Origin of the sequence: Pseudacidovorax intermedius, from assembly GCF_003350475.1 — a bacterium.
Classification (GTDB): Bacteria; Pseudomonadota; Gammaproteobacteria; order Burkholderiales; family Burkholderiaceae_C; genus Xenophilus; species Xenophilus intermedius.
The window spans coordinates 344406-358480 of record NZ_QQAV01000005.1 but is presented as its reverse complement, the minus strand read 5'-3'; the positions used below and the strand labels follow the sequence as shown (position 1 = coordinate 358480).

The window sequence follows — 14075 nt, the reverse complement described above, 5'->3', positions numbered from 1 at the left end:
GCCCTCAAGCGCCGCGCCGCTGCGCTGGGCTTCCAGATCCACCCCGTGGAGGCCGCTGCATGAAGTCAGCTGTCTTCAGTTCTGTTTCTTGAGAGGCCCGCCGTCATGGTCCATCCCGACACCTGCGGCGGCGTCCGCGTCACGCGCGAGGACGCGGTGCTCTGCATCACGCTCGACCGTCCCGCCAAGCGCAACGCCGTGGACCGCGCCATGGCCGATGCCCTGGACGCGGCCCTGAACCTGCTGGACGACGATCCCACACTGCGCGCGGGCGTGCTCGACGGCGGCCCGTCGGTCTTCTGCGCGGGCAGCGACCTGGCCGCCAAGGGCGACTACGTGACGGCCCGCGGCGGTGAATACGGCCTCATTCGCCGCCGTCGGCGCAAGCCCCTGATCGCCGCCGTCGAGGGACTGGCGCTCGGCGGCGGGCTGGAAATCGCGCTCGCCTGCGACATGGTGGTCGCGGCCCGCGACGCGCGACTCGGCCTGCCCGAGGTTCAGCGCGGCGTGCTGCCCACCTGCGGCGCGCTCTTCCGCACGCTGCAGGCGCTGCCACCCGCCATCGCCCGCGAACTGGTGCTGACCGGCCAGCCCATCGACGCGGCCCGCGCCCATGCGGTGGGACTGGTGAACCGGCTGAGCGAGCCCGGCCAGGCCCAGGCCGATGCGCGCGCGCTGGCCGTGCAGATCACCGCCAATGCGCCGTTGCCGGTCCAGGCCTGCCTGGAGGCCATGAACGGCCTGCTGGCCGCTGCCGACGCCGACGCCGCGGGCTGGCAGGCCACCGAGGCGGCGCTCGCACGCATCCGCGGCACCGAGGACCTGGCCGAAGGCCTGCGCGCGTTCTTCGAGAAGCGCCCGCCGGTCTGGCAGGGCCGCTGACGGGCGGCACCGCGGCAGCCGCTCACCGGAACGGCGCCCTGCCGCACCGGACGGTCCAGCATAGCCCGTCGACACGGCCACAGCGCCCGCGATCGATATCATTGGTACGACCAATGAATTTCCACAGACTGACTTCAGGAGACCCCATGCCCATGTTCATCCCCACCCGCACCCTCTCCGCCGGAGCGCCACGCTGATGGCCGGCCCGCTCCACGGCGTACGCGTGATCGAGATCGCCTCGATCGGCCCCGGCCCGCTGGCCGCCATGCTGCTGGCCGACATGGGCGCCGAGGTGATCCGCGTCGACCGCCCTGGCCCAGCCGCCGGCGGCATGGTGCCGCCGCACCAGGACATCTCGCGCCGCGGTCGGCGCTCCATCGCCCTCGACGTCAAGCAGGACGCCGCCCGAGAGGTGCTGCTGCGGCTGATCGAGGGCGCCGACGTGCTGGTGGAGGGCTTTCGCCCGGGCGTCATGGAACGGCTGGGGCTGGGGCCCGACGCCTGCCTGGCGCGCAACCCGCGGCTGGTCTACGGCCGCATGACCGGCTGGGGCCAGGAAGGCCCCCTGGCCACGGCCGCAGGGCACGACATCAACTACATCGCCCTGGCCGGCGCGCTGGGCATGATCGGAACGCCCGAGGCGCCGGTGACCCCGCTCAACCTGGTGGGCGACTACGGCGGCGGCACCATGCTGCTGGCCTTCGGCATCGCCTGCGCGCTGTTCGAGGCACGGGGAAGCGGCAAGGGCCAGGTGGTCGACGCGGCCATGGTGGACGGCGTGTCGCTGCTGATGACGCTGTTCCACAGCGTGCAGGCTGCCGGCCGCACGAGGCCGCGCGGCACCGGCGTGCTGGACGGCGGCAGCCACTACTACGGCAGCTACCGCTGCGCCGACGGCGGCTGGATCTCGCTGGGCAGCATCGAGCCGCAGTTCTACGCCCTGCTGCTGGACAAGCTGGGCATCGAAGACCCTGCGGCCTGGCCGCAGCACGATGCCAGCCGCTGGCCGGCGCTGAAGGCAGAGCTGGCCCACCGCTTCGCCCAGAAGACACGCGACGAATGGTGTGCCCTGCTCGAAGGCACGGACGTGTGCTTCGCGCCGGTGCTGGCCCTGGACGAGGTGCCCGGCCATCCGCACCAGAAGGCGCGGGACGCCTTCTACACGCAGGATGGCCTGACGCAGCCGGCGCCGGCGCCCCGCTTCAGCCGTTCCGCGCCCGAGCGGCCCCGCGCGCCGGTGGCCGCTGGCACGGACACCGAGGCGATCCTGCGCGAACTCGGCTACGGCGACGCGGACATCGCCGCCCTGCGCGGCGCGGGCGTGGGCTGAACGGGCACGGCCCCCGGCTCGCTCAGAGCGCTTCGCGGAAGCGCTCCTGCGCCTTCCGCGCCAGCGTGGGCAGGTGCTGGCTCGGGAACATCTCGTCGCCCGGCCGGACCTGCGCGAGCAGCTCCTTGGCCAGTGTGATCTGGTGCACTTCGGTCGGACCGTCGGCCAGCCCCATGACGTAGGAAGCGAGCAGCTGGTCGAAGAAGGGCATCTCGTTGCTCACGCCCAGCGAGCCGTGTACCTGGATGGCCCGCGACACGATGTCGTGCAGCACCTTGGGCATGGCCGCCTTGACGGCGGAGATGTCCTTGCGCACCTTCTTGTAGTCGTCGTGCTTGTCGATCAGCCATGCGGTGCGCAGCACCAGCAGGCGGAACTGCTCCAGCTGGATCCACGAATCGGCGACCATCGCCTGCACCAGCTGTTTGTCCGCCAGGGTGCCACGCCGGCTCGGACGCGACACCGCGCGCTCGCACATCATGTCCAGCGCCTTGCGGGCCTCGCCGATGGTGCGCATGGCATGGTGGATGCGCCCGCCGCCCAGCCGCGTCTGCGCCACCAGGAAGGCATCGCCCTGCCCGCCCAGCATGTGGTCCACCGGCACGCGCAGCGCCTCGAAGGCGAGGTAGCCATGGGCATGCCCCTGCGGCTTGCGGCCGGCCAGGTGCACGTCGCGCACATGGCGCAGGCCCGGCGCGTCCGCCGGCACGATGAAGGCCGACAGTCGCCGGTGCGGCCTTGCGTCCGGATCGGTGACGGCCACGGTGATGAAGAAGGCCGCGTAGTTGGAACTGGAGGCGAACCACTTCTGCCCGTCGAGCACCCACTCGCCGCCCTCGCGCCGGGCGGTGGTGCGGATCAGCGTCGGGTCGGCACCGCCGTGCGGCTCGGTCATGGCGAAGCTGGAGACGATCTCGTTGGCCAGCAGCGGTTCGAGCCAGCGCCGCTTCTGTCCGGGCGTGCCGTAATGCGCCAGGATCTCGGCATTGCCGGTATCGGGCGCCTGGCAGCCGAAGACGGTGGGCGCATAGGCCGAACGGCCCAGGATCTCGTTGAGCAGGCCCAGCTTGACCTGGCCGTAGCCCGGCCCGCCCAGGGCCGGCCCCAGGTGGCAGGCCCACAGGCCGCGGGCCTTGACCTGCGCCTGCAGCGGCCGGATGAGGCGATTGCGCAGCGGGTCCTGCACCGCATAGGGGCTGACGAGCACATGCTCGAGCGGCTCGACCTCCTCGCGCACGAAGCGGTCCACCCAGTCCAGATGCTGCTGGAAATCGGCATCGGTTTCGAAGTCCCAGGCCATGGCGTCTCCGGTTGTCGTTGTCAGGCCGTCAGGCCGCCGTCCACCGCGATGGTGTGGCCCACGACATAGGCCGCCAGCGGCGACGCCAGGAACATCGCCACGGCGGCGATGTCCTGCGGCGTGCCGATGCGTGCGGCGGGAATGCGCTGCAGGGTGGCCTGCAGGCGCTGCGGATCTCGGGTGGTCACACGCGTGAGCTTGGTGTCCACGAGGCCCGGCGCGATGCCGTTCACACGGATGCCGTCGGCCGCCAGGGCCACGCCCAGCGTGCGGGTGAGGTTCATCGCCGCCGCCTTGGAGGCCGCATAGGCGGGATTGCCGACGGCGGACTTGTAGCCCGACACCGAACTGACGACGACCACGGCGCCGCCCGCGGCCTTGAGCGGCGCGCGCAGATGCATGCTGCAGCCCATCACGCTATGGAGGTTGACCTCGACCACGCGGCGGAAGGTGTCGCCGTCGAACTCGGCCCGGCCGTATTCGACGATGCCCTGGGAGAGCACCAGCACGTCCAGCCGGTCGAAGGGCGGCGTCCAGGCGCCGATGGCCTGCGCGTCGCCCACGTCCACCTGCGAGAAGTGCAGGCCCTGCAGGTCGCTGCCCTCCTCGGCCCGGTAGTCCTCGGCGCGGGCGCGTGTGCCCCACACATGCACCTGCGCACCCGCCGCGCGAAAGGCCTGCGCGATGCCGTTGCCGATGCCGCTGGTGCCGCCGACGACGAGCACGCGCTTGCCGTCGAAACGAAGGCCCTGCGCGCCCGGGGGCGTCGGTGACGGCTTCATGCGATTCGCGTCGCAGGCCCGGCGCTCACACGAAGCGCTCGTTGCGCTCGGCCTTGTCGAGCAACAACCTCGGGGGCTCGAAGCGCTCGCCGTACTTCTGTGCAAGTTCCATGGCGCGCTGGGCGAACGCGCGGGCACCGACCATGTTGACGAACTGCATCGTGCCGCCCGTCCAGCGCGGAAAGCCGATGCCCAGGATGGAGCCGATGTTGGCGTCGCGCGCCGTCTCGACCACGCCCTCCTGCATGGCGCGGATGGACTCGACGGCCTGCGCATACAGCAGGCGGTCCTGCAGGTCCTCCATGGGCACATCGACCCCTGGCTTGCCGTATTCGGCCGCCAGGCCCGGCCACAGCCGCTTGGGGCCATCTGCCGGGTAGTCGTAGAAGCCCCCGCCGCCCGCGCGCCCCGGGCGCTTCAGGCCGTCGACCATGCGCTCGATCACCGCCCAGGCCGGATGCTGCGGCAGGGGCTGGCCTTCGGCCGCCAGGTCGGCCGCGGTCTGGCGGCGCATGGACATGGCCAGCGCCATCGAGGTCTCGTCCATCACCGCCAGCGGCCCGACCGGCATGCCCACGGCCAGGGCCGCGTTCTCGATGACCTCCGCCGGCACGCCCTCGGCCAGCATCGCCGCGCCTTCCTTGGTGAACATGCCGAACACGCGGCTGGTGAAGAAGCCGCGCGCATCGTTGACCACGATGGGCGTCTTGCCGATCTGCTGCACGAAGTCCAGCGCCCGCGCCAGCGTCTCGGCCGAGGTCTTGCGGCCCTTGATGACCTCCACCAGCGGCATGCGGTCCACCGGCGAGAAGAAGTGCAGGCCGACGAAGTTCTCCGGCCTTTCGGAGGCCTCGGCCAGGCCGCTGATGGGCAGCGTGGACGTGTTCGACGCGAAGATGCCCCCGGGCGCGAGCAGGGGCTCGGCCTCGCGCGTCACCTGGGCCTTGAGCGGCCGGTTCTCGAACACGGCCTCCACGATCAGCTCGCAGCCCGCCAGGTCCGCCGCGTCGCCCGTGGGCGTGATCCGCGCCAGCTGCGCATCGCGCTTGGCGGCAGCCAGGGTGCCCTTGGCGACGCGCTTGTCGAGGTTGGCCGCGACGCGTTCCAGGCCCTTGCGCGCCTGTTCGGCCGTGGCGTCCTTGAGCACGGCCGCAATGCCGCGCGCAGCACACACCTGGGCGATGCCCGACCCCATCAGTCCCGCGCCGAGGATGCCGACGCGGCCGAAGGTGCTGGCAGGAACACCCGCGGGCCGGCCCTTGCCCGACTTCACCTCGTTCATCTGGAAGAAGAAGGTGGTGATCAGGTTCTTGGCCACCGCGCCGGTGGCCAGGCCGACGAAATGCCGGCTTTCGATGCGCGTGGCGGTGTCGAAGTCCACCACCGCGCCCTCGACCGCGGCCGACATGATGGCCATCGGTGCCGGATAGCGGCCGCGCGTCTTCTTCATCAGCAGCACGGGTGCCGTGCGCAGGTAGGTCAGCGAGGCCGGCGCGGTGGCCGTGGCACCGGGCAGGCGCCAGCCCTTGCCGTCCCAGGGCTGCACCGGAGCGGGGTTGGCCGCGATCCACTGCCGCGCTAGCGCCATCAGCCCGTCGGCATCGGCTGCCACGCCGTCGACCAGTTTCAGCGCCTGCGCACGCGCCGGATCGAAGGTGCTGCCATCGATGAGCAGGGGCATCGCGGCTTCGAGGCCCAGCATGCGCACCAGCCGAACCACCCCTCCGCCGCCGGGAAGCAGGCCCAGGCCCGACTCGGGCAGGCCCAGCGCCAGCCGGGCATCGTCGAGCGCGAAGCGCGCATGGCAGGCCAGGCACAGCTCGAAGCCGCCGCCCAGCGCCGTGCCGTTGATGGCGGCCACCACGGGCCGGCCCAGCGTCTCCAGCCGGCGCAGCACCGCCTTCATGGCTTGCGAGCGCTCGTACAGTGCGGCTTTCTCGTCCGGCCCCACGGCCAGCAGGCTGTTCAGGTCGCCGCCGGCAAAGAAGGTCTTCTTGGCCGAGCTGAGGATGACGCCGGTGATGCTGTCGAGCTCGGCCGCGATGCGGTCCACGGCCGCCGCATAGGCGCTGCGGAACACCGTGTTCATGGTGTTGGCCGACTGCCCGGCCATGTCGAAGGTGAGGGTGACGATGCCGCTGGCGTCCTTGTCCCAGCGGATGGCTTCCTGGATGTAGTCCTGGCTCATGGCGATCTCCTCAGACGCGTTCGATGATGGTGGCGATGCCCATGCCGCCCGCGACGCAGGCGGTGACCAGGCCGCGCCGCAGCTGCCGGCGCTCCAGCTCGTCCAGCAGCGTGCCCATCAGCATGCAGCCGGTGGCACCCAGCGGATGGCCCATGGCGATGGCGCCGCCGTTGACGTTGACGCGGGCCGGGTCCACCTTCATCTCGTCCAGGAAGCGCAGCACCACCGACGAGAAGGCCTCGTTGACCTCGACCAGGTCGATGTCGTCCATCGTCAGGCCGGCCTTGCGCAGGGCCATCCGTGTGGCGGGCGCGGGGCCGGCCAGCATGAGCGTGGGCTCGGTGCCGAGCGCGGCCACCGCCACGATGCGCGCGCGCGGCACCAGACCGAGCGCGCGCCCCTTGTCTTCGCTGCCCACCAGCATCAGCGCGGCGCCGTCGACGATGCCCGATGAGTTGCCGCCGGTGTGCACATGGTCGATGCGGGCCAGCTGCGGATATTTCATGAGCGCCAGCGCGTCGAAGCCGCTCTGCTCGCCCATGGCCTGGAACGAGGGCTTGAGGGCACCCAGCCGCTCCAGGGTGGTGTCGGGGCGGATGGCCTCGTCCTCGGCCAGGATGGTCAGGCCGTTGGCGTCCTTCACCGGCACCAGGGAGCGCGCGAAGCGGCCCTCGGCACGCGCGTGGGCCGCACGCTGGTGCGAGGACAGGGCATAGCGGTCCACGTCTTCCCGGCTGCGGCCGTCCAGCGTGGCCAGCAGGTCGGCCGCGACGCCCGTGGGCACCGGCTTGAGCTGGAACACCATGTCTGGCTTGGTGTCGCGCGGACCGGGTGCACCGCCCATGGAGATGCGCGACATCGACTCCACGCCACCGGCAACGATCAGCGATTCCCAGCCCGAGCGGACCTTGGCGGCGGCGATGTTGATGGCTTCCAGGCCCGAGCCGCAATACCGGTCGAGCTGCACGCCGGGCACCTGCAGATCCCAGCCGGCGCGCAGGGCGGCGGTCTTGGCGATGCAGCCGCTCTGCTCGCCATAGGGCATCACGCAGCCGATCAGCGCGTCCTCGACGGCGGCGGTGTCCAGGTCGTTGCGCTGCGCCAGCGCCTGCATCAGGCCGGCCAGCAGGTCGACCGGGTTGACCTCGTGCAGGCTGCCATCGGGGCGGCCGCGCCCGCGCGGCGTGCGGATGGCGTCGAAGATCATGGCTTCGTTCATGGGAATCCTCTCAAGGGCTGGATGAAGGGAATGGGGCGCCGGGCGACGCGGTGCGTTCGGAAGGAACGGCCGCGCGTGGATCCGGCTGGGCCTGCAGGCGCACGGGCGTGTTCACGCCTGCTCAGGCCGCCAGTGCCGCGGCAGCCGACAGGCGCTCGCGGCATTCGCGGACCATGCGCGCCAGCAGGTCGGCGCAGGACGGGATGTCGTCCACGAGACCGACCACCTGGCCGGCCCACACCACGCCGTCGTCGACGGTGCCGGATTGCAGGGTGGCGCGCCCGCGGGCGCCGGCCACCAGCGGGCGCAGGTCGTCGAAGCTGCAGCCGCCGGGGCGGCTTTCGAGCGCCACCGCCTCCTCGCTGATGGCATTGCGCAGCACCCGGGCGGTGTTGCGCAGCGTGCGGAACATGAGCCGGGTGTCCGTCTCCCGCGCGGCGAGCAGGGCCTGCTTGATGTTCGCGTGCACCGGCGCTTCCTGCGTGGCGACGAAGCGGGTGCCCATGTTGACGCCCTCGGCCCCCAGCGCCAGGGCCGCTGCCATGCCGGCGCCAGTGGCGATGCCGCCGGAGGCGATCACGGGAATGCGCAGCGCCCGCACCGCCGCCGGAATGAGCACCAGGCCGGGCACGTCGTCCTCGCCAGGATGGCCGGCGCACTCGAAGCCGTCGATGCTCACCAGATCGACGCCGCGCTTCTCGGCCGCCAGCGCGTGGCGCACCGAGGTGCACTTGTGGATGACCGTGATGCCCGCCCCCTTGAGCCGGTCGAAGACCTCGGCCGGCACATTGCCCGCGGTCTCCACGACCCGAACGCCGCGCTCGACGATGACATCGAAGATGCGGTCGTAGGGGGGTGGCGCGGTCGTGCGCAGCATGGTCACGTTGACGCCGAAAGGCTGTTGCGTCATGCCGCGGCAGCGCTCGATCTCACGGGCCAGGTCGTCGGGGGTGGGCTGGGTCAGGGCGCTGAGGGTGCCCAACCCGCCCGCGTTGCTGACGGCCGAGGCCATTTCGGCCGTGCCGACCCACTGCATGCCGCCCTGGATGATCGGCAGCCGGATACCGAGGGCGGTGGTGACACGTGTCTTCATGGGAGCGTTCCGAACGCACGCAGCATAGTTGTTTTGGTTCAACCATTATTGCCGCACCGGTACTTGCTGTCGAGGGGCGCCGGGGCCGGGTCGTCGGGCCGCGCGTCCTCCCGCGGCGCCGTCCGCGCACTGGACCGAATTGCCAAGACCCGTGGCCGCTGCGGTCATGGTGCCCTGCGCCGGTGAAACCTAGAGTCCGGCCCCACTGCGGGCGCTCTGCGGCCCGCCGGAGCAAGTCCCCATGTCCGATCACTCCTCTTTGCCCGGCCCGGCCGGCGACGGCCCTGCGGCCGCGCTCACCCTGGCCCTGCGCCTTGCGGCACGCGACGACGAAGCCGAAGGCATCGTCTCGCTCACCCTCGTGGACCCCAGCGGCGCCGCGCTGCCGCCCTTCACACCCGGCAGCCATCTGCTGGTGGAATGCGCCCCCGGCGTGGTGCGCGCGTACTCGCTGTGCAATGCGCCGGCCGAGCGCCACCGCTACCTGCTCGGCGTGCTGCGCGAGCCCGCCTCGCGCGGCGGCTCGGCCGCGGTGCATGAGGACTGGGTCGTGGGCCGGACGGTGCGCGTCTCGCCGCCGCGCAATCACTTTCCGCTGGTGGAGAGCAGCGGCCGAGTGCTGCTGCTCGGCGGCGGCATCGGCATCACGCCCCTGCTGGCCATGGCCGAGCGCCTGCATGCGCAGGGCCGCCCCTTTGCCCTGCACTACTGCACGCGAACGGCGGCGCGCACGGCGTTCGCCGAGCGGCTGCGGCAGGCGCCCTTCGCCGCATCGGTGCACCTGCATCACGACGACGGCCCCGCCGAGGCCGCCTTCGACGCCGCACGCCTGCTCGGCGCGCGCGGGCCGCACGACCACGTGTATGCCTGCGGGCCCGCCGGCTTCCTGGCCCATGCGATGGAGACCGCCCGGCAAGCGGGCTGGCCGGCCTCGCAGCTGCACCAGGAGGTGTTCCAGGCGAGCGTCGAGACCTCGCCCGGCGACCAGCCCTTCGAGATCGTGGTCGCCAACCGCGACATCACGGTGCAGGTGCCGGTCGGCGAGACGGCGCTGCATGCACTCGCCCGGGCGGGCATCGACGTGATGTTCTCCTGCGAGCAGGGCGTGTGCGGCGCCTGCGTGACCGGCGTGATCGAGGGCGAGCCCGATCACCGCGACCAGTACCTCACCGAGGCCGACCGGGCCCGCAACGACTGCTTCACGCCCTGCTGCTCCCGCTCGCGCACGCCGCGGCTGGTGATCGAGATCTAGACCCACCCGGAACACTGCCATGACCCTTCGCTCCGCCTTCGCCGACGATGCCTTCCCCATGACCATCGGCGGCGCTGCCGTGCCGTCTGCCGCCACGCGCGGCGTGGTCGATCCGGCCACCGAGGCCGTGTTCGCACAGGCCCCCGTGGCGACCCCCGGCCAGCTCGATGCCGCGGTGGCCGCGGCCCGCGCAGCCCAGCCTGCGTGGGCCGCGCGGCCCTGGGCCGAACGCCAGGCCATGCTCGGCACGCTGGCCCAGCTGCACATGACGCACCAGGAGACACTGGCGCAGCTGCTGACCCGCGAGCAGGGCCGGCCGCTGCCCAAGGCCCGCTCCGAGATCGCCGCGGCCGCCTGGTGGTACGGCGAGTACGCCCGCATGAGCCTGGCCCCCGAGGTGCTGCAGGACACGCCGGCCGCCCTGGTCGAAGTGCGCCGCGTGCCGATGGGCGTGGTCGGCGCCATCGTGCCGTGGAACTTCCCCATCGTGCTGGCGGCCTGGAAGATCGCGCCCGCCCTGCTCGCGGGCAACACGCTGGTGCTCAAGCCCTCGCCCTTCACGCCGCTCACCACGCTGCGCCTGGGCGCCCTGATGCAGTCCCTGCTGCCGCCGGGCGTGCTCAACGTGGTGAGCGGCGACGACGCGCTAGGCCCGTGGATGACCGCGCACCCCGGCATCGACAAGGTGTCCTTCACCGGCTCCACCGCCACCGGCCGCCGGGTGATGCAGAGCGCCTCGGCCAACCTCAAGCGCCTCACGCTGGAGCTGGGCGGCAACGACGCCGCCATCGTGATGCCGGATGTGGACGTCGAGGCCGTGGCCCGGGAGCTCTTCGCCGGGGCCTTCGCCAACAGCGGCCAGATCTGCATCGCGGCCAAGCGGCTGTTCGTGCACGACGCCATCTACGACCGCTTCGCCGCCGTCTTAGCCGCGCTGGCGAAGACGGCGCGCCTGGGCCCTGGCGACCAGGAAGGCGTGGAGTTCGGCCCGGTGCAGAACCGGCCGCAGTACGAGCGGCTGGTCGCCATGCTCGAGGACTGCAAGCGCCGGGGCCACCGCTTCCTGGCCGGCGGCGAGCTGCCGGCGGGGCCAGGTCTGTTCTTTCCCCTCACGCTGCTGGACGACCCACCGGCCGACGCGCCGGTGCTGCAGCAAGAGGCCTTCGGCCCGCTGCGGGCGCTCATCCGCTTCCGCGACGTGGACGAGGCCGTGGCCCGGGCCAATGCCAGCGAGTACGGCCTGGCCGGCTCGGTGTGGTGCCGCGACGAGCGTCTGGCCCTCGCCATCGCGGCTCGCCTGCAGACAGGCACCGTGTGGATCAACGAAATCCAGACCGCCTCGCCCCACAAGCCCATGGCCGGCCACAAGCAGTCCGGCCTGGGCGTGGAGAACGGCGAGGAGGGCCTGCGCGAATACACGCTGCCGCAGACGATCTCGATGAAGCGCGCCCGCTGAGGCGCATCCCGGGCGCGGCGCGCGGCCGGGTGGCCGGGCCGCGCCCTTTCACACTGAAGGAGACACTCCCATGCCGATTGCCGAACTCGACGAGGAGATCGTCAGCCACCGCCTGTTCGCCGACGAGGCGCGCGCCCGCGTCGTCTTCGCACGGCTGCGCGCCGAAGACCCGGTACACCTCACGCAGGCCAAGGGCTATCCGCCCTTCTGGGCCGTGACCAAGTCTGCGGACGTGGCCGAGGTGGAGCGCCAGAACGACCGCTTCCTCAACGCCCCGCTAGTGTTCCTGCTCGACTGCGAGGAATACGCCCAGCGCATGAAGGACACCAACGGCACCGGCCAGTACCTGCGCACGCTGGTCAACATGGACGGCGCCGAACACCGCGCGATGCGCGGACTGACCCAGGCCTGGTTCATGCCGCACAACCTCAAGCGGCTGGACGCGCTGGTGCGTTCGCGCGCCACCGAGATGGTGGACCTCATGGCCCGCACCGGCGAGTGCGACTTCGCCCAGTCCATCGCACCCTGGTATCCGCTGCGGGTGATCATGTCGCTGCTGGGCATGCCCGAAGAGCACCACCCCGACCTGCTGCGCCTGACCCAGCAGCTGCTCGCTCCGCACGAGGACCAGCAGCAGCGCAGCTCCGCCGACCTGGAGCGCGCCAAGAAGCAAGCCTTCGGCGCATTCGCGACCCACTTCCAGGCACTGATCGCCCAGCGGCGGGCCGAGCCGCGCGACGACCTGGCCACGCTGCTGGTACAGGCCCAGATCGACGGCCGGCCGCTGGGCCCGCAGGAACTGCTGGGCTACTTTCTGATCGTCGCCACGGCCGGCCACGACACCACCGCGTCCTCCCTCGCCAGCGGCCTGCTCGCGCTGCTGCAGCATCCCGACCAGCTCGCCCGCCTGCGCCGCGAGCCGGCGCTGCTGGGCGGCGCGGTGGAAGAGATCCTGCGCTGGGCCTCACCGGTGCGCCACTTCATGCGCACCGCGCAGGAGGACTACGTGCTGCGTGGCCGGCAGATCCGCAAGGGCGACTACCTGATGATGTGCTATCCCTCCGCGAGCTTCGACGAGGAGGTCTTTCCCGACGGCCACCTCTTCCGCATCGACCGCACGCCCAACAGGCACCTGGCCTTCGGCTTCGGCGTGCATGCCTGCCTGGGGCAGCATCTGGCGCGCATGGAGCTCAAGGCCTTCCTGGCCGAATTCCTGGCGCGCGTCGAGGATGTGCAGATCGACGGGCCGGTGACCCTGGTGGCCAGCAACCAGGTGTCGGGGCCCAGGCATCTGCCACTGCGCTACACGATGGCCGCCTCCTGAACGGGCGGCCCGCGGCATGCCGGGCCATGCCCTGGAAAACCCCTGGCGGCAAGGGCGGAAGGTGACGCTAACCTAGCGTAATGGTTCTACCATCGGTTGCAGGCACGTTTCTTCCTTCCTTCCGCGACATCGCCGTTGCCCCCTCGATCCATGAGGCAGGCGCGGCCTACACCGTGCCTCTGTGGTGCACCCAACGGCTGCTGGGCGGCGCCATGCGGCACGGCTTCGCGCGCGATGGGCTGCTTCGGCACATGCGGGTGCCGGCGGACCGTCAGGACGATCCGGACTGGCCGGTTCCGGTCGCCGACTTCGGCGCCCTGCTGCGGCGACTGGCGCGGCGCATGGACGACGAACTGGTCGGCCTGTGGCGGCGGCCCGTGCCCTTCGGCAGCTTTTCCAGCGTGGCGCGCCAGCTGCTGCATTGCGCGACGCTGGGCGAGGCGCTGCAGCTTGCCCTGCGGCTGTATCGCCTGATCGCGCCCGGCTTTCCGCTGCGGCTGCGGGTGTCGCAGGGCGTGGCGCGGCTCGACATGCAGCCGCAGTCGCCCGATGCCGACGTGGCGCTGGACGCCGCCGCGGTCTACTGGATGCTGGCGCTGGCCCGCTGGCTGGTCGACCGGCCGATCCCGGTCCAGAGCGCGTGGATGCGCTCGGCCGCGCAGGACCCGTGCTACCGCGAGCGGCAACCCTTCTTCGAAGTGACTGCGCAGTACGGCTGCGCCAGCACCGGCATCACCTTCGATGCGGGCTGGCTGCACCGGCCCCTCGCGCGTTCGGCGCAGAGCCTCGAGCCCTTTCTGGCCACGCTGCCCGCCCCCCTGATGCGCGCCGGCGCGCCGCGCCCAGCCGCCGCCGAGCAGGTGTGCGGCCAGCTGCAGCTGCACCGCAACGGCTTTGCAGGCACGCTGCAATCGGTCGCGCGCACGCTGGGCCTGAGCCCGCGGTCGCTGCGCCGGCGGCTGCAGGAGGAGGGCCGCAGCTGGCACGACCTGAAAGACGCCATGCGACGCGAGCAGGCCCTGGACTGGGTGGCACGCACCGACCTGAGCCTGGGCGAGATCGGCGAGCGGCTGGGCTTTGCCGACGCCAGCACGTTCCACCGGGCCTTCAAGCGCTGGACGGGCGAGCCACCGGGCGAGTTCCGGCGCCGCCGCCAGGGCCGCGCGGCGCCGCTGCAGCCCGCGCCGTCCTCGTTCCGCGTGGCCGCCACGGCCAGCCCAGCAGGCCGCCACGGCCATTGAGCGCAGCG

General features: G+C 71.8%; 11 protein-coding genes. 6 read left to right on the top strand and 5 right to left on the bottom strand.

The genetic code is table 11. From position 1 onward, the window contains the following. Positions 1-105: 105 nt before the first annotated feature. Both DFR41_RS15580 and DFR41_RS15575 read left to right on the top strand, forming a co-directional pair. Entirely contained in the window at positions 106-882 is a 777-nt protein-coding gene (locus DFR41_RS15580) for an enoyl-CoA hydratase-related protein (protein WP_114803360.1), read from the top strand. A 196-nt stretch (positions 883-1078) separates the two neighbouring features. Beyond that, entirely contained in the window at positions 1079-2212 is a 1134-nt protein-coding gene (locus DFR41_RS15575; RefSeq protein ID WP_114803359.1) for a CaiB/BaiF CoA transferase family protein, read from the top strand. 22 nt (positions 2213-2234) lie between these two features. Here the strand turns inward: DFR41_RS15575 and DFR41_RS15570 are convergent, their stop codons facing one another. From DFR41_RS15570 to DFR41_RS15550, 5 genes are all read right to left on the bottom strand, one after another. Next, on the bottom strand, positions 2235-3512 hold the full coding sequence (locus DFR41_RS15570) for an acyl-CoA dehydrogenase family protein (RefSeq protein ID WP_114803358.1): 1278 nt from the start codon (positions 3510-3512) through the stop codon (positions 2235-2237). A gap of 20 nt (positions 3513-3532) precedes the next feature. Beyond that, entirely contained in the window at positions 3533-4294 is a 762-nt protein-coding gene (locus tag DFR41_RS15565; protein ID WP_114803357.1) for an SDR family NAD(P)-dependent oxidoreductase, read from the bottom strand. 25 nt (positions 4295-4319) lie between these two features. Continuing rightward, complete coding sequence (locus DFR41_RS15560; protein ID WP_170159389.1) at positions 4320-6482, bottom strand: 3-hydroxyacyl-CoA dehydrogenase NAD-binding domain-containing protein; 2163 nt, start codon at positions 6480-6482, stop codon at positions 4320-4322. A gap of 10 nt (positions 6483-6492) precedes the next feature. After that, positions 6493-7701 (bottom strand): acetyl-CoA C-acetyltransferase, encoded by a 1209-nt coding sequence (locus DFR41_RS15555; RefSeq protein ID WP_114803356.1) that lies wholly within the window; start codon positions 7699-7701, stop codon positions 6493-6495. Positions 7702-7822: 121 nt separating this feature from the next. Further along, positions 7823-8836 carry an NAD(P)H-dependent flavin oxidoreductase gene (locus DFR41_RS15550; protein ID WP_280525162.1) on the bottom strand — a complete coding sequence of 338 codons (1014 nt, stop codon included), beginning with the start codon at positions 8834-8836 and terminating at the stop codon, positions 7823-7825. 199 nt (positions 8837-9035) lie between these two features. On the opposite strand from DFR41_RS15550, the gene DFR41_RS15545 reads away from it, so the two are divergent. The 4 genes from DFR41_RS15545 to DFR41_RS15530 all read left to right on the top strand — a co-directional run bounded on the left by DFR41_RS15545 (position 9036) and on the right by DFR41_RS15530 (position 14067). After that, on the top strand, positions 9036-10046 hold the full coding sequence (locus DFR41_RS15545; RefSeq protein ID WP_114803354.1) for a PDR/VanB family oxidoreductase: 1011 nt from the start codon (positions 9036-9038) through the stop codon (positions 10044-10046). Between the two features lie 19 nt (positions 10047-10065). Then, complete coding sequence (locus tag DFR41_RS15540) at positions 10066-11502, top strand: aldehyde dehydrogenase family protein (protein WP_211322596.1); 1437 nt, start codon at positions 10066-10068, stop codon at positions 11500-11502. Positions 11503-11572: 70 nt separating this feature from the next. Then, on the top strand, positions 11573-12826 hold the full coding sequence (locus tag DFR41_RS15535; RefSeq protein WP_114803353.1) for a cytochrome P450: 1254 nt from the start codon (positions 11573-11575) through the stop codon (positions 12824-12826). An 80-nt stretch (positions 12827-12906) separates the two neighbouring features. Continuing rightward, complete coding sequence (locus DFR41_RS15530; RefSeq protein WP_114803352.1) at positions 12907-14067, top strand: AraC family transcriptional regulator; 1161 nt, start codon at positions 12907-12909, stop codon at positions 14065-14067. Positions 14068-14075: the final 8 nt, after the last annotated feature.

What these genes read in the sequence shown, in the direction of transcription:
- DFR41_RS15580 (WP_114803360.1), top strand. Translation starts at nt 106, where the DNA reads ATGGTCCATCCCGACACCTGCGGCGGCGTCCGCGTCACGCGCGAGGAC.
- DFR41_RS15575 (WP_114803359.1), top strand. Translation starts at nt 1,079, where the DNA reads ATGGCCGGCCCGCTCCACGGCGTACGCGTGATCGAGATCGCCTCGATC.
- DFR41_RS15570 (WP_114803358.1), bottom strand. Translation starts at nt 3,512, where the DNA reads ATGGCCTGGGACTTCGAAACCGATGCCGATTTCCAGCAGCATCTGGAC.
- DFR41_RS15565 (WP_114803357.1), bottom strand. Translation starts at nt 4,294, where the DNA reads ATGAAGCCGTCACCGACGCCCCCGGGCGCGCAGGGCCTTCGTTTCGAC.
- DFR41_RS15560 (WP_170159389.1), bottom strand. Translation starts at nt 6,482, where the DNA reads ATGAGCCAGGACTACATCCAGGAAGCCATCCGCTGGGACAAGGACGCC.
- DFR41_RS15555 (WP_114803356.1), bottom strand. Translation starts at nt 7,701, where the DNA reads ATGAACGAAGCCATGATCTTCGACGCCATCCGCACGCCGCGCGGGCGC.
- DFR41_RS15545 (WP_114803354.1), top strand. Translation starts at nt 9,036, where the DNA reads ATGTCCGATCACTCCTCTTTGCCCGGCCCGGCCGGCGACGGCCCTGCG.
- DFR41_RS15540 (WP_211322596.1), top strand. Translation starts at nt 10,066, where the DNA reads ATGACCCTTCGCTCCGCCTTCGCCGACGATGCCTTCCCCATGACCATC.
- DFR41_RS15535 (WP_114803353.1), top strand. Translation starts at nt 11,573, where the DNA reads ATGCCGATTGCCGAACTCGACGAGGAGATCGTCAGCCACCGCCTGTTC.
- DFR41_RS15530 (WP_114803352.1), top strand. Translation starts at nt 12,907, where the DNA reads ATGGTTCTACCATCGGTTGCAGGCACGTTTCTTCCTTCCTTCCGCGAC.